15 protein-coding genes are annotated in these 14,970 nt (G+C 41.5%); 6 read left to right on the top strand and 9 right to left on the bottom strand.

What is annotated here, in order from left to right:
- Positions 1-9: 9 nt before the first annotated feature.
- Together folK and ACEN9X_RS01620 are read left to right on the top strand one after the other, a co-directional pair.
- Positions 10-498 carry a 2-amino-4-hydroxy-6-hydroxymethyldihydropteridine diphosphokinase gene (gene folK, locus ACEN9X_RS01625; RefSeq protein WP_413668742.1) on the top strand — a complete coding sequence of 163 codons (489 nt, stop codon included), beginning with the start codon at positions 10-12 and terminating at the stop codon, positions 496-498.
- 16 nt (positions 499-514) lie between these two features.
- On the top strand, positions 515-892 hold the full coding sequence (locus ACEN9X_RS01620; RefSeq protein WP_413668741.1) for an Hpt domain-containing protein: 378 nt from the start codon (positions 515-517) through the stop codon (positions 890-892).
- 152 nt (positions 893-1,044) lie between these two features.
- On the opposite strand, the gene purS is transcribed toward ACEN9X_RS01620, so the two are convergent.
- The 3 genes from purS to rho all read right to left on the bottom strand — a co-directional run bounded on the left by purS (position 1,045) and on the right by rho (position 3,720).
- Entirely contained in the window at positions 1,045-1,299 is a 255-nt protein-coding gene (gene purS, locus ACEN9X_RS01615; protein WP_413668740.1) for a phosphoribosylformylglycinamidine synthase subunit PurS, read from the bottom strand.
- Positions 1,280-2,002, bottom strand: coding sequence for a CDP-diacylglycerol--serine O-phosphatidyltransferase (pssA, locus tag ACEN9X_RS01610; protein WP_413668739.1), 723 nt, complete (start codon positions 2,000-2,002; stop codon positions 1,280-1,282). Before pssA ends, purS begins: the two co-directional genes overlap by 20 nt.
- An 89-nt stretch (positions 2,003-2,091) precedes the next feature.
- A complete protein-coding gene (gene rho, locus ACEN9X_RS01605) occupies positions 2,092-3,720 on the bottom strand; it encodes a transcription termination factor Rho (protein WP_413668738.1) in 1,629 nt (542 codons plus the stop codon).
- 365 nt (positions 3,721-4,085) lie between these two features.
- Here rho and pyrF point away from each other — a divergent pair, with 365 nt between their 5' ends.
- Complete coding sequence (pyrF, locus tag ACEN9X_RS01600; protein ID WP_413671171.1) at positions 4,086-4,916, top strand: orotidine-5'-phosphate decarboxylase; 831 nt, start codon at positions 4,086-4,088, stop codon at positions 4,914-4,916.
- A 122-nt stretch (positions 4,917-5,038) separates the two neighbouring features.
- Here the strand turns inward: pyrF and dnaJ are convergent, their stop codons facing one another.
- From dnaJ to ACEN9X_RS01575, 5 genes are all read right to left on the bottom strand, one after another.
- Positions 5,039-6,202 carry a molecular chaperone DnaJ gene (gene dnaJ, locus ACEN9X_RS01595; protein WP_413668737.1) on the bottom strand — a complete coding sequence of 388 codons (1,164 nt, stop codon included), beginning with the start codon at positions 6,200-6,202 and terminating at the stop codon, positions 5,039-5,041.
- Positions 6,203-6,359: 157 nt separating this feature from the next.
- A complete protein-coding gene (locus tag ACEN9X_RS01590) occupies positions 6,360-6,962 on the bottom strand; it encodes a nucleotide exchange factor GrpE (RefSeq protein WP_413668736.1) in 603 nt (200 codons plus the stop codon).
- Between the two features lie 267 nt (positions 6,963-7,229).
- Positions 7,230-7,910, bottom strand: coding sequence for a cell division ATP-binding protein FtsE (locus tag ACEN9X_RS01585; RefSeq protein ID WP_091210661.1), 681 nt, complete (start codon positions 7,908-7,910; stop codon positions 7,230-7,232).
- 5 nt (positions 7,911-7,915) lie between these two features.
- A complete protein-coding gene (locus tag ACEN9X_RS01580; RefSeq protein WP_090526558.1) occupies positions 7,916-8,119 on the bottom strand; it encodes a fructose-6-phosphate aldolase in 204 nt (67 codons plus the stop codon).
- Between the two features lie 120 nt (positions 8,120-8,239).
- On the bottom strand, positions 8,240-9,265 hold the full coding sequence (locus ACEN9X_RS01575; RefSeq protein WP_413668735.1) for an acyl-CoA reductase: 1,026 nt from the start codon (positions 9,263-9,265) through the stop codon (positions 8,240-8,242).
- A gap of 101 nt (positions 9,266-9,366) precedes the next feature.
- Between ACEN9X_RS01575 and ACEN9X_RS01570 the strand changes: the two genes are divergently transcribed.
- The 3 genes from ACEN9X_RS01570 to ACEN9X_RS01560 all read left to right on the top strand — a co-directional run bounded on the left by ACEN9X_RS01570 (position 9,367) and on the right by ACEN9X_RS01560 (position 11,319).
- Positions 9,367-9,720, top strand: a complete 354-nt coding sequence (locus ACEN9X_RS01570; RefSeq protein WP_413668734.1) for a 4Fe-4S dicluster domain-containing protein — start codon at positions 9,367-9,369, stop codon at positions 9,718-9,720.
- Positions 9,721-9,847: 127 nt separating this feature from the next.
- Positions 9,848-10,288 carry an IS200/IS605 family transposase gene (tnpA, locus tag ACEN9X_RS01565; protein ID WP_413668733.1) on the top strand — a complete coding sequence of 147 codons (441 nt, stop codon included), beginning with the start codon at positions 9,848-9,850 and terminating at the stop codon, positions 10,286-10,288.
- Positions 10,289-10,557: 269 nt separating this feature from the next.
- Entirely contained in the window at positions 10,558-11,319 is a 762-nt protein-coding gene (locus ACEN9X_RS01560) for an NlpC/P60 family protein (RefSeq protein ID WP_413668732.1), read from the top strand.
- Between the two features lie 12 nt (positions 11,320-11,331).
- On the opposite strand, the gene ACEN9X_RS01555 is transcribed toward ACEN9X_RS01560, so the two are convergent.
- On the bottom strand, positions 11,332-14,679 hold the full coding sequence (locus ACEN9X_RS01555; protein WP_413668731.1) for a T9SS type A sorting domain-containing protein: 3,348 nt from the start codon (positions 14,677-14,679) through the stop codon (positions 11,332-11,334).
- Positions 14,680-14,970: the final 291 nt, after the last annotated feature.

Genomic DNA, 14,970 nt, shown 5'->3' with positions numbered 1-14,970 from the left:
TGTTACAACATGATTGATGTTTTTTTATTACTCGGGAGTAACCTTGGTACCCGCGAATTGTTTCTGCAGCAGGCAATTGAATCTATCTCTGCTCAAATTGCCCCTGTTAAATTGGTATCATCTGTTTATGAAACGCAGTCGTGGGGGAAAACCGATGAACCCGACTACCTTAACCAGGTGCTGATGCTGCAAACAGATCTTTCGGCGCAGGATGTCCTTGAAAAAATATTAGGTATCGAACTGCAAATGGGGCGCAAGCGTGAGGTTAAATGGGGATCGCGTATCATTGATATTGATATTTTGTTTTATGGCGATAAAGTGATCCATGAGATTAACCTGGTGGTACCGCATCCCGAATTGTATAAACGCAGTTTTACGCTTATCCCTTTGGCCGAGATAGCGCCTGATTTTATTCATCCTGTGTTTAAAAAAAATATTTTGCAGCTAAAGGATGAACTAAAGGATAACTTAATCGTAAAAAAGCATATTTTTGAATAAACACAAAGCTTTTATAATGGCAGATATTTCACCGGATCAGGATCTTGATCTTTCTTTTTTATACGAGATTGCTGATGGTAGCGATGATTTTATTGTCGATTCGATAGGGATGTTCCTAGAGCAATCGCCCGAATTACTTAACACAATCAGCGGCGCATTAAATAACCAGGACTGGGCGCTGGCCGCACAAGCAGCTCATAAATTAAAACCCAACCTTGGTTTTTTTGGTATGCCTATAAGCCAGGCCACTATTCAGGAAGTTGAGCTGGCCTGCAAAGCCGGCGGTCAAAATCCGGCAGAGATATTCGAAAAGTTTAACCAGGTGAACAGCATGGTATCCGCAAACCTCATCACTTTAAAAGAAATTAAAGCTGAAAAGGAAGCTAATTTGTAAGGTGAAAGGTTAAAGGTTTTCCTTCCCGATTAGATAAAAAAACAAAGGCAAGAGGTTTCCCTTTTGCCTTTTGTATTTTATAAAGTTTTAGTTGTTTATACAGATAAAAAACCTTTGGCCTTTTACCTTTTACCTTTCGCCTTTAACCTAAATTAAACTTCAGCTATTTTAAAAGTATAGCTTTCCATGATCAGGTTAGCCAGCAGGCTTTTACAGGCCTGATCAACTTTGGCGTTGGCAACCTCGGCATTTTCAGCTTCAATTTCAAGCGTAATGTGTTTGCCGATGCGAACGTTATGGATTTCGGTTAAACCGAGGTTTTTCATGCTGCCGGTTACTGCCTTTCCTTGTGGATCAAGTATTTCTTTTTTGGGCATTACTTCGATTTCAGCCCGGAACTTTGTCATTTGTGAGTTTTGTTTGAATTAGAGATAAGGTGATATAAATAAATATAACCACCGGAACGGCCACAAATTTAAAAAATAGAATGAGTATTGCCGAAAACAAGAGCAGTAAATAACGGAAAATGTTTTTGTTAAAGTCGCGGTTTTTGAATTTAAGCGACATCAACGGTATTTCGGATACCAGCAACGAGCACATCACCAACACCAATACGGTAAGGAAGTATGGGTTTAATATGTAATGGGCCAGGGCATCGTATTGTTGTACTATTAATGGTAACGATGCTATAAGTATGGCGTTTGCCGGTGTTGGCAGGCCTATAAAACTATCCGACTGCCTGGTATCGTTATTAAATTTAGCTAACCTTAATGCCGAAAATACCGGTAGCAAAAAGGCTACAAAGTTTAATAGCTGGCTTACTCCGTTTATCTGTGGTGCCTGTAAAAATAGCTCATACATAATAACCGATGGCAGCACGCCAAAGCTTACCATATCGGCAAGTGAATCAAGATCTTTACCTATGAATGAATAGGAATTTAGTACCCTTGACGCAAGTCCATCGAAAAAGTCAAATATAGAGCTAAGGAAAATGGCATAAGCAGCCACTACCAGGTTACCCTGAAAGGCGAAAACAATCCCTATACAACCGCTAAATAGATTGGCACAGGTAATAGCATTCGGAAGGTGTTTTTTAACGCGTCTCTTCATTTCGCCATGAAGTTATCAGGAAATTATTAAGTAATAATGAAGTTACAAATAATATTCTACTTACTTATAACTTCATTATCGCTAAAATATTACGAATTCATCGAAATCAGAAATTCTTCGTTAGTTTTTGTACCCTTAATCTGGGCCTGTAAAAACTCCATAGATTCCTGCGAATTCATGTCGGCAAGGTGGTTGCGAAGGATCCAAACACGTTGAAGTGTCTCGCGGTCAAGTAGTAAGTCGTCGCGGCGGGTACTTGAAGCTGTGATATCGATAGCAGGGAAGATACGTTTGTTTGATAATTTACGATCCAACTGTAATTCCATGTTACCGGTACCTTTAAATTCTTCAAAAATAACCTCGTCCATTTTTGAGCCGGTTTCAGTAAGCGCAGTAGCGATAATGGTTAATGAACCGCCATCCTCAATGTTACGGGCAGCACCAAAAAAGCGTTTAGGTTTGTGCAGCGCGTTAGCATCAACACCACCTGATAATATTTTACCCGATGCAGGGGCAACGGTGTTATAAGCACGGGCCAAACGGGTAATAGAATCCAACAGAATTACTACGTCATGACCGCACTCCACCATACGTTTTGCTTTTTCAAGCACGATATTGGCAATTTTTACATGGCGCTCAGCAGGCTCATCAAAGGTTGATGATACAACTTCGGCACGTACGCTGCGGGCCATATCAGTAACCTCCTCAGGACGCTCGTCAATTAATAATATAATAAGGTATACTTCGGGATGGTTTTTGGCTATTGCATTGGCTACATCCTTTAATAACATGGTTTTACCTGTTTTTGGCTGCGCCACGATCAAACCACGCTGACCTTTACCAATTGGCGAAAACAGGTCCATGATGCGGGTTGAGTAGTTGTTCGGATCGGTGAACAGGCTCAGTTTCTCTGATGGGAAAAGCGGTGTTAAGTGATCAAACGGAACGCGGTCACGTACCTCGGCAGGGATCCGGCCGTTAATAGCCTCAACGCGTACCAACGGGAAATATTTTTCGCCTTCTTTAGGAGGGCGAATGCTTCCGCGAACGGTATCACCTGTTTTAAGACCAAATAATTTTATCTGCGATTGCGATACATAAATATCATCGGGAGAAGTAAGGTAGTTATAATCAGATGAACGAAGGAAGCCGTAACCATCAGGCATGATTTCCAAAACACCTTCGTTTACAATTACGTTATCAAAGTCGAGATTGATTGGGATCTCCTGTGCTTTTTGCTGATTTTGGTTGCTGTTAACCCTGCGCTCAAATTTTTGCGGGCGGGCTTCAGGAACAACTTCCTCTGTACGGGTTACTGTTTCACCTGCTTGAGGGGCTTCTGTTTCTGCAGTTACAGGAACTTCACTTTCCGGATCTTCCTGTGCGGGCTCATCATCCTGTGCATCAAAAAGATTGGTATCATCTAACGGAACTTCGATGCGTGGTTTTGATGAATCTTTAGTTTTTATAACACGGGCTCTTTTGCGGGGCTTTTCAGCTGTTTCAGCCGGTTCTTCACCAGGAGCAGGGGTAGGGGTATAATTTGATTCAACAAGATTTTGCTGGGCCCTGGCGGCTTCAATAAGCTGTTGTTGTTCAATAATGCGGGTAACAAGCTGAGCTTTACGTAGTTCGTCGGCCTCAGCAATACCTAAATTTCTGGCAATTTCGCGCAACTCAGAAACGAGTTTGTCGTTCAATTCAATTTTATCAGACATGATATGAATTATAGTTCAATGGGATTTTTTAATTGTAATGTGTTTTCAAACGGTAAAAATTTCTATGCAAGTGTTAAAGCTTTGAGCACATGTAAAAACATATGAGGCTATAATTGAAAGAAATTGATCTTGAAACCTTGTTTTAGTAAACATCCAAACCCAAGCAAGTATTATATAAAGTGATAATAAAAAGCGTGGTGATTTAAATTGTTTCTTTAGTGCAAGAAAAATTCAATGGAAAACGATGCAAGTGTAAACAATTATTCTTTAATTTCAAATTAATTAAATAAATATCACCTATATCAGAACACATAAGCCAAATTTTTAGTTTTTTTGACAATTAAAATATTATTCAGCAGCTGATGATGTCCCGCCAGGAGTTAATTGAACAGATCAAAAAAAAGAAATCATTTTTATGTGTTGGGCTTGATCCCGATATCAATAAGATCCCCGAATTTTTAAAATCGTACCCCGATCCTATATTTGAATTTAACAAACGCATTATTGATGCTACTCAGGACCTTTGCATTGCCTATAAACCTAATGCCGCTTTTTATGAGGCTTATGGCATAAAAGGATTGCAAAGCTTAATTGATACTTATAAATACTTGCCTAAAGATTGTTTAAGCATCATTGACGCTAAACGCGGCGATATCGGCAATACATCCGATAAATATGCCAAAGCATTTTTCGATGAGCAATCGGGCGGGATGAGCTTTGATGCCATTACCATTACACCTTATATGGGTAATGACAGCGTTACACCGTACCTTGCTTATGAGGGTAAATGGGTTATTATTTTAGCTTTAACATCATCTGTTGGTAGCAAGGATTTTCAATACCTGCAAACCGGCGATGGTTATTTGTATGAAAATGTAATCAAAAAGGCCAACACCTGGGCAGGTGCCGACAGGATCATGTATGTAGTAGGTGCTACTAAAAGCACCGAATTTACTAACATCCGCGCATACGCACCCGATAGCTTTTTACTGGTACCCGGAGTAGGGGCGCAAGGCGGCAGTTTGGAAGAAGTTTGCAAATACGGCATCACCAAAGATTGCGGCCTTATCGTAAACTCGTCCCGATCCATACTATATGCAAGTAACAGTGAGGATTTTGCCGACGCCGCACGTGCAGAAGCCCTAAGTTTACAGCAGCAGATGCAGGGGGAGCTGGAGAAGGCAGGGGTGATATAATGTAAGTTTCAGCAAGTTCAAGCGTGGACGCTTGAACTTGCTGAAAGAAAATTAAAAAGCCCGAAGTTGTTAAAACTCCGGGCTTTCGTTTGCTTTATGCTTTCGGCTTTCAGCCTTAAGCTTTATTCAAAGTATTCCTTCATCCGTTCAAAGAAACTTTTCTCGTTTTTGCCCGGATTGGGTTTAAAGTTAGGCGAACCTTGTAATTTCTCCAGGATCTCACGCTCTTCGCGGCTCAGGGCTTTTGGTGTCCAGATATTAATATGCACCAATTGGTCGCCACGGTGATATGAGTTCACTTCAGGTAATCCCTTGCCTTTCAGGCGCAGGATCTTGCCACCTTGCGTTCCGGGATCAATTTTTATCTTGGCTTTGCCGTCGATGGTTGGTACTTCAACAGAGGTGCCTAAAGTTGCATCAACAAAGTTTACGTGCAGGTCATAGATCACGTTGTTACCATCACGTTTCAAAGTTTCGTGAGGTACTTCCTCAATCAGGATGATCAGATCGCCGGGAACACCACCACGTGGAGCTGCGTTACCTTTGCCGCTCATGCTCAACTGCATGCCTTCACTTACACCTGCAGGTACCTGGATAGTGATCAGTTCTTCCCCGCGAACAACCCCGTCACCATGACAAACATTACATTTTGACAGGATAGTTGAACCTTCGCCGTTACAGGTAGGGCAGGTGCTGGTAGTTTGCATCTGACCTAAAATTGTATTGGTTACCCTGCGCACAGCACCCGAGCCACCGCAGGTTTTACAGGTTTGGAACGATGATTTATCTTTTGCACCGCTGCCATCGCAGGTTTTACAGATAATTTGTTTATTAACCTTGATCTTCTTTTCGGCACCGTTGGCAATTTCCTCAAGGGTTAAACGCACTTTAATGCGCAGGTTGCTGCCGCGGGCTACGCGCCTGCCGCCACCGCCGCTTTGACGACCACCACCGAAGAAACCTTCAAATGGGCTACCGCCACCAAAGATATCACCAAACTGGCTGAATATGTCGTCCATATTCATGCCGCCGCCGCCGTAACCACCGCCATTGGCCGATGACGCATTGGCAGCATGACCAAACTGGTCATAACGCTGACGCTTTTCGGGAGTACTTAGTACTTCGTAAGCTTCAGCAGCTTCTTTAAACTTTTCTTCCGCTTCCTTATCGCCCTGGTTTTTATCAGGGTGATATTTAATAGCCATTTTACGATATGCCTTTTTTATGTCATCTGCACTTGCTCCTTTAGCAACTCCAAGCACATCGTAATAATCTCTCTTAGCCATGTTTAATGTAGAATTATTGAATTAGTGAGTTAGTGACTTAAAAATTACCAACCCGTATTCTGATATTTTATTTATTTAGTAAAGCATTAAAAGAAGAACTGAATTCGGCAAACAAGTATCAATCACTAATTCGCTAATTCAATATTCACTAATTAATTTACGCTCCAACTACCACTTTAGCAAAGCGGATCACTTTGTCATTCAGGGTATAGCCTTTTTCCATTTCGTCCATTACCTTGCCTTTAAGGTCATCAGTAGGGGCAGGAATATTGGTAATAGCTTCATGCAGATCGGCATCAAAGGCATTGCCAATTGATGTCATCTCTTTAAGGCCTTTTTGGCCCAGTATATTTTTCAGCTTGTTTTGGATCAAAGTAACACCTTCTTTAACAGGGGCAACTTCGGTAGCCTTATCCATGGCACGCTGCGCGCGTTCAAAGTCGTCAAGTACAGGTAGTAAAGCCACAATAACATCTTTACCTTCGGTTTTGCGGGCTTCCTCGCGTTCTTTAATGGTACGCCTTCTAAAGTTATCAAATTCGGCATATAAACGCAAGTACTTGTCATTAGCTTGTGCCAGCTCGTCTTTTAACTTTTCTTCGGCAGTAGGGGCTGCTGCAGTTTCTGTAGCCGTAGCTTCTGTTTCCTGGGCTTGTTCCAGCCCTTCGTTTTGTAATTGCTCGTTATCCACTTCGTTTATATTTTCAGTATTATCCGTATTTTCTTTCTTCTTTTTCTTCAACATATCGTTAAATTTCATAGCGAGTAGTGCCAATCAAGTATCCTGCCATAACCGTAAAGCGGTCAAGCTGTCAGTGGCATGAAATAATTTTAAGTAAGGGTGACAGGCGGACCGCTGATTTGTCACCGATGGTTTTTTGATTACGATGATTGCGTTGATTCCTTTTGAAGGTGTTTATTTTGCTAACCGGCTTGGTTTCGATTTGCTGGTGAAGTCAAAATATTAATCAACCAATCATTTTAATAAAAATTCAGCGAAATCAGCGCAATCATCAACGATCAGCGGTCATATCTCTACATCTTCCAAAACCTTGCCATTTTCGCATTTGATAATGCGCGATGGAAAAGCCCGGATAATGTGATAGTCATGAGTGGCTACCAATACGGCAGTGCCCGATTGACTAATCTGTTTGAGCAGTAGTACAATTTCTTCGGATGTTTCAGGGTCGAGGTTGCCTGTGGGCTCATCGGCCAGGATTATTTCAGGATCATTGAGCAGGGCGCGTGCTATAACCACACGCTGCTGTTCACCACCCGAAAGTTCGTGGGGCATTTTCTTTAATTTTGAACGCAAACCAACTTTTTCAAGCACGTCAAGGGCTTTATCTGCAATCAGCTTTTTATCGTTCCAACCGGTGGCACGCATTACAAAGTTGAGATTTTGTTCAATGGTACGATCGGTCAGTAACTGGAAATCCTGGAAAACTATACCCAATTTACGGCGTAAATAAGGAATATCACGGCCCGGCAGCTTGCTTAGCTCATAGCCACAGGCATGGCCTGTACCGGCTTTTATTCCTAAATCGCCATAAATTACTTTCAGCAGGCTGCTTTTACCTGATCCTGTCTGGCCTATCAGCCATACAAAATCGCCTTTGTCAACATGTAAATTTACGTTTGAAAGTACCAGGTGCGCCTGTTGAAAAATATCAACGTTGTTTAGTTTTATTATAGAATTTCCTATCATCGTTTTTATAGCTCTAATTTTAAGATCTGCCCAAACGGCAGGTCTTTGATAATATTCATGATCTCGTCGGCTTTGTCGCCCAATCCAACCTTATCCAACGATTTATCTGGCCTGTCAACCCTGAAATAGGCCAGCAGCGTAAACTTATCATCACGCAACTGTACATAATCGGGTATTTTAGCAACACCTTTAACTTTTATGATATACATCGTATTGTATCATTGGGTCATTTGCTTTGCTCATTAGGTCATTTTTTTCTTTGCAAACAGTTCAATGACTTAATGACCTAATGAAATAATGACCTTACTTCCCAAAGGTATTTATTTTATTTAAAGACTTGACAAAAATTCCATCGTATCCACGCCATCGGCATAATCCCATAGTTTGGGTTGCTGGCTTTGGCCAAAACCTACTACCTGGTTATTTACCTTTAAAGGTAGGGTACTTACAATGCATTGAATATTTTCGGCGTTTTCACTAATCAGATTTTCTGCTTCTGCTATATCATGATAATAGTTGAAAAATAATACTGACAGTGGAGATGTCAGCCTGTCATCCTCTTTAACCATTAAAAATCCATTGTCAAAATGTTTATCACCGTTAACCAGATAGATCGATTTATTATAGTCGTAATTGTTATTGTATTTATGATGATTGATGATGCCTTTATGATCTTCTATCGATTCAAAAAAGAAAGTAAAATCATACCCTTCAGGTACCAGTATTTTGGATACATTACGACAGCCAAGGCCATAATAATCTAAAATGTCATGGCCGAGATTAAACAGTTCTTTGGCTGTTTCCTTGCCGCTTAGTACAGCAATGCTGTTGCGATTTTTACGAATGATGTTAGGAACTTTGCCAAAATAATAATCAAAATAGCGCGAGCTGTTATTGCTACCGGTGGCGATAATGGCGTCAAACCCTTCCAACTTGTCAACAAAGCTATAGCTGCCGGCAAAATTAGCATCAATCACTACCAGTTTTTCCAATACGGCTTTGATAAGGCGGGCATCCTGAGATGAAGCTTTGATAAGCGCCGTGTTGCCCGAGGCAATAACACAAAGTACGTCATGAAAACCTACCAACGGGATGTTACCGGCCAGTATAAGCCCAACATTTTTTTGAGAGGTACCTGTTTCAAAGTTATATTTCGAAAGCCAGGTAGTTAGGTCTGGCGCATTAAGCATGGTACCTATAGCTGAAACTGCTTCCGAAACGCTTGCCGGTGTGAACCATGCATTATGATATTGTTCGTTTTCGATGAGTGCGCTTAATGCTGCGTCGGGGGCCAGGAGTTGCCTGCCTAACTCCGAAAATGAATTTATTGAGTTTTTTGGATTAATTTTTGACATATATATGTTAGGGGATTAAACCCCGAAAGCCTTTTTTTGTTATATTTGTGCGCTTGCAATTTGCAGGCAAAGTTAATTGAGATTATTAGATATTTAGAAATATGGCGATTAAAATCACCGACGAATGCATAAACTGCGGGGCCTGCGAACCGGAATGCCCTAATAATGCCATTTATGATGCAGGAGCGGCCTGGCGTTTTAGCGACGGGACGGGTCTTAAAGGGATAATTGATTTTGGCGATGGTAATACCCTGAACGCCGAAGAAACACAAGCTGCATTATCTGATGATATATATTATATAGTACCTGATAAGTGCACCGAATGCGTAGGTTTCCATGATGAGCCTCAGTGTGCTGCGGTTTGTCCTGTTGATTGTTGCGTTGATGACGAAGATATCCGCGAAAGCCAGGAAGAGTTACTTGCCAAAAAGGATTGGCTGCACATGAACGAATAAAATTTTTTTAATGATATTGAAAAGGGATATGCAACGCATATCCCTTTTTTATTTTAAACGTAAAACCACCGCCTAAGGCGGTAGGTTAGGTGTGAAGGCTACGCCAGAAACCGTTATCTTAGTATTAGTGACGAAATACAGGAAATTATCTCATATCTTTTACTATTGTGTTTACCACATAGTGTGGACACCCAAATATCGCTTTAGGTTATTGACAGATGTGGTTGCTGATACTTTGGAAAATAAGATACGCGCAATATGTGGATGGAAAGAGGTAGAGATACTGGAGATGAATATTCAGCCAGATCACGTACACCTGGTTTGTAGCATTCCCCCCAAAATGAGCGTGAGTGATTTCATGGGAATATTAAAAGGAAAGACAGCACAGATGATGTTCAGTAATTATCCAAGTTTACGCAAGAAACCGTATTGGGGTAATCATTTTTGGAGTAGAGGTTATTTTGTTAGTACGGTAGGTTCAGATGAGGAACGGATAAAGAACTATGTAAAATATCAGGAAACAGAAGAGCGTAAAGAAGATGGTACAACTGATCTGAAATTATTTTGACGAATATCCCCTTTCAGGGGTAAGGTAAAGCCCCCACCTCAGGTGGGGGTTGTTTACAATAAGTTCAAAGAGTGAGTGACCGATTGAACATGAAGCATTGTTAAGGTATGCCGGGTTGGTTGAAAATTCTAAAAATATTTGTATTATCGTATAGCTTTTACCCCAAATTACAGATACCAATTATAAAAGCAATATCATATTAAAATGTTAACCGTGTATTAACTAAAAATACGCGCCGAATTTTTGTTTATTTGACATTTACAGAAACTATGGAGTACGGAATATGTAACCTTGCCGTAATCCCGCTCAGGGCCGAACCCAGCGAGCGGAGCGAGCAGGTGTCACAATTATTGTTTGGCGAGGCTTTTGAAATTACCGAGTGGCAAAATAACTGGGTTAAGATTATTGCCGAAAGTGATGGCTATGTTGGGTGGATAGGCCGTTTGCAATTTACCATGCTTGCTCATACAGCACATAAAAATCTTAAGCATCATCCCCCAAAACTCACTTACCAGGCGGTTACGCAGGCATGGAAAATGAGCGATAACAGCGTTGTTTATTTACCGGCGGGCAGTTCGCTTGCTTTCTTAGAAGGCACCTCATGCCGCATTGGTCATGAACATTTTGAAATAATTGGCAAAGTTGGTGAGCCTGAAGATATCGCTGCAACTGCTAAATCATTTCTAAACTCTCCTTATTTGTGGGGGGGGCGAACACATTTTGGGATTGATTGCTCGGGTTTTACACAAATGGTTTACAAACTTAAAGGCCTCAAAATTAAGCGCGATGCAAGTATGCAGGTAACAGAAGGTACTAAGGTTGATTCAATAAAGGATGCCAGGCTGGGTGATCTGGCTTTTTTTGATAATGCCGAAGGCAAGGTTACTCATGTGGGCATTATGCTTAATAATGAGCACATCATCCATGCATCGGGCAAAGTTAAAATTGATACCATTAATGAAGATGGTATATACTCGCGGGAGCAAAAAAAACATACCCATAACTTATGTGGTATCAGGCGTTTTTTTTAATTATTCCTGTGTTTATTGTTTAATGAATTTTTGAAATCCTATAACGCTGTTGTCTCTACTATTAACAACCTGCATGATATAAGTGCCCGGTATAAATGCGGCTACGTTATTTTGCCAGTTAGATTGCGATGATATAGCTGTAGCAATGATCCTGCCCTCACTATTGGTGATACTGATCTTGTAGTTAAAAGAGCTGTTATTATCTATTTTCATTTTTGCATTAATTACATCAGTAGCCGGATTGGGGTATAGGCTCATGATGCTGCTTATAGCGCTTTGTGTCTTGTTGGCAAACATTACCGGAACAATTTTAGAATAAGTAAAATCGCCGTTTAAGTCAATTTGCTTTAGGCGATATTGATTAAGGCCCTGAACCGGCGCCTGGTCGCTAAGCGAATAATTTTTTGCTCCATTTGAATTCAGGGTACCTATGGGGGCGAATGTTTTGCCGTTATCGGTACTCCGTTCAATAACGTAGGTTGTATAATTAGCTTCATTTTTAACAAACCATGTAGCCTTCGCAGTTGTGTTTACTTTTATTGCCTCGAAGTCGAGCAGGCGTACCATGAGTGCAGGGTTCTGGCGAATGATAAGCTGCAGCCTGTTTACACCAAAAGAGGCGCTGTTGCTTTTATCGATATTAAAATTATAATCGGGATGCGCTTTGAGATCTACTGAATCTTTGGTGAAATTATCTTTAAGCCATACTTCATAAAGGGCAGGCAGATATTTAACATCGGTTAATTTAATTTTATAAGGGCCTGATGTCGTGGCATCTGCAAAAAGAGGGATTATTTCCTTGTTTTTCCCTGGGAGTGGAAGATGGTGGATGCTTGTTTTTACGCTGTCGCTGGTTAAAGCCGAAAAACTTTCCAATGCACCAATCCCTCCGAGATCTTCAGCATCTTTATTCTTATCGAAATTGGCAGTAGCCCATTTATCAAAAACCAGGGCAACACCGTCAAAATTAGCGGTGTCTTTTTCAAGGAGGAGATGCATAACAGGGCTTTGCTGCACAACCGCCTCGCTCGTACTTGCTGCCGCAATTGACATGTTTGCTGCGCTCATAATGGCTTTATTGCCGGCACCCAAAGCCTGTGCAATAGGTGTCTTGCCTTGGGGTAAGCTGAAGACCCCGGCAAGTGTAGTTGATGAAGGCTGAGTAGTTACCTTGGCCGATTCCCTGAAAGTTAAAGCCTGCCCGCTGCCGTTTGCTATAACAAAAAAGCCCTGGCCGCTTGGTATCATATTGCTTGCTGCGCCGCCAACTACGCTTTGCACACCGGGATTAATGGTTGTGGTGGTATCGTTAACCGAGGTTATCTGCCCTGCATATTGCTGATAACTCTCGAAATTTTTCGTTGTTAAATTGTAAATCCAGATATAAACCAATGGCGGTACATTTGCCGGCGTAGTTGTATAGATCTGGGCTTTTTGTCCGGAAATATAAATTGAAGAGGCGGCATTAGCGTTACTGCCAGAGATTCCCTTACGATTAAACTTTTCAAAATTTATGGTGCTGGCATAAGGGTTGCCCACAAGGTTATAACCTTGCAGGGTATTGGCGGCGACGCTTGAATACTGTAAAGTAGATGTGCCATCATACCAGTTTGCCACGGTAATGTTGCCCTGATTTAGCGTTCCTGTTTCGGTCATCGTGGTTGGCTGCGGAACATAAGTGGTATAAATAGCGTTCGCTATAGAGCCAGCCGCGGTACGATCTCCCCGAAAAAAGAATACAAAACCATTGCCTGCGCCGATATATCTTGTGCCGGTTTCCCCATCAAAAGAATATGGTGATGTTAAACTGTTAACCCCCCTGAAATAGCCGGATGTAAAAGAACTTTGATTTGCGGCCTGGCTTTCTTTAAAAAAGTAAATGGTTGGGTTATTGGCTCCGGGCGAAACATCAAAGCCACCTGCGGCTAACGTGGTGCCGGTAACAAACGCATTGTTTTTAAGATACGCCAGTGTAAAAACAGGAGTTGAAGTGCCTGTATTAACCGAAGAAGTTAACAAACGGTATCCCCTGTATTTTGAGGCGTAACCGTTAATATAGCGTTGTACATTGAGATTGCCTGTAATTGCAGTACCCGAGGGGATACTTGCAACTGTAGCCGAGCCGGTAGCATCAGAGTTTAATGTTAAAACACCGCCTGCAGCCAGGGTTGCCGAGCCGCCCATGGTAAGTATACCAGAGGAAGATACCGCGAATTTACCTGCGCCAGACATGGTTTTTGTTGCGCTGCCTTGCACAAAAACATTTTTAAACACCACTCCATTGCCATTGTCAGATCCGGCATCGCTAAGTGATTGTGTTGCCCCTTTAAAGATCACATTGGGGTTATTGGTTATCACATCAACCTTTCCTGATGTTGAAGCCGAGTTCCAGTCTCCATAAATTGTAAGATCGCCCGAGTTTACAGTCTTGGTTCCGGTTGCCGAAAAGTTGATATTTTGATAGGCAGTAGGGGTGATATCAAGCTGACTGGTACTTTCGGTATAAACGGTTTGGCCGCTGCCTGCATATTCAACCGTACATGTTCCGGAGCCGCCCCCGTTATTATAAAAGTCTATCGATCCTGTAACACTTGTTGATTTAATAGGTGTAGCATTGGTTAAAACCAATCGCGGCGTGAGACTTGAACCTGATGGTACATCTACAGTAAATGTGGCAGTTGCCGATGATAGTAGTGAGAGGTTTAATATACCTCCCGAAGCTGCCGAGATATTAGTATAGATTTGCCCGCCAATAGTTGTAGTGCCACCACGCAGATAGAATGCGGAGTTATTTATTTGTAAAAGAGTTAATACTATTACAACTGAGTTAGAAGTACCGTAAATACTCAGATCGCCATTGATTTGAAGGGAACTAACAGTTGATACGAGGTTAACCTGATTGGTAGTAATTGCCCCCACACTTAAAAAAGTAGTGCTGCCAACCTGCATTGAACCGCATGTTATAGAGCCCGTGCCGGCAAGCGTTGTGGTAATTGTACCACCGAGCCCAAGTAATGATAGCGTAGGAGGGTTTTGTAATATTGCCCCGCTTACCGATAAAGTACCGTTTACCGTTAAGGTTATTGATGATGTTATAGTGCCGAAAGTAATTGATGCGCAAGATGTAGTTGTACTGCTGGTACTGGTGGTTATAGTTGGTGCGTTGGTAAATGACACTACACCTATTTGTAAAGCATCACTTGAGAGAGGCGTTGTTCTGCTCGGGCTCCAGTTTGAAGGGGTATCCCAGGCTGTGCTCGAGCCTCCTTTCCAGTCGTAGGTCGCTGCATAAGCACCACTTGTTAGCAGGCCTGTGATGACTAAGAATGTAATAATAAAGATGATAAGTTTTGGTTTCATAACTATACTTATTCATACTATTTTTTATATTCTTAAAAGCTATCGTGAAAATTTAGGTTGCTTTTTTCGAACTTGAGTACTGCTGTATAGTTACGAGTAAATGACTATAAATGTTGCTGTTTTTCAGGAATGAATAAAATGAACAAGCAAAATACGAATGAATAGCGCGGTGTTTTTTAATATTAAATTAGTGTGTTTTGTGTGAAAAATACACCAATTTAATATTATTTTTTGCACCTGGAAGGACTTTTTTTTTGAAAAAACGTAAATATAGGACAATGCAGCAAGCGA

Source organism: Mucilaginibacter sp. Mucisp86, assembly GCF_047324315.1.
Lineage (GTDB): Bacteria > Bacteroidota > Bacteroidia > Sphingobacteriales > Sphingobacteriaceae > Mucilaginibacter.
Note: the sequence above shows the minus strand (reverse complement) of the source record. Positions and strands in the feature narration are given on the sequence as shown.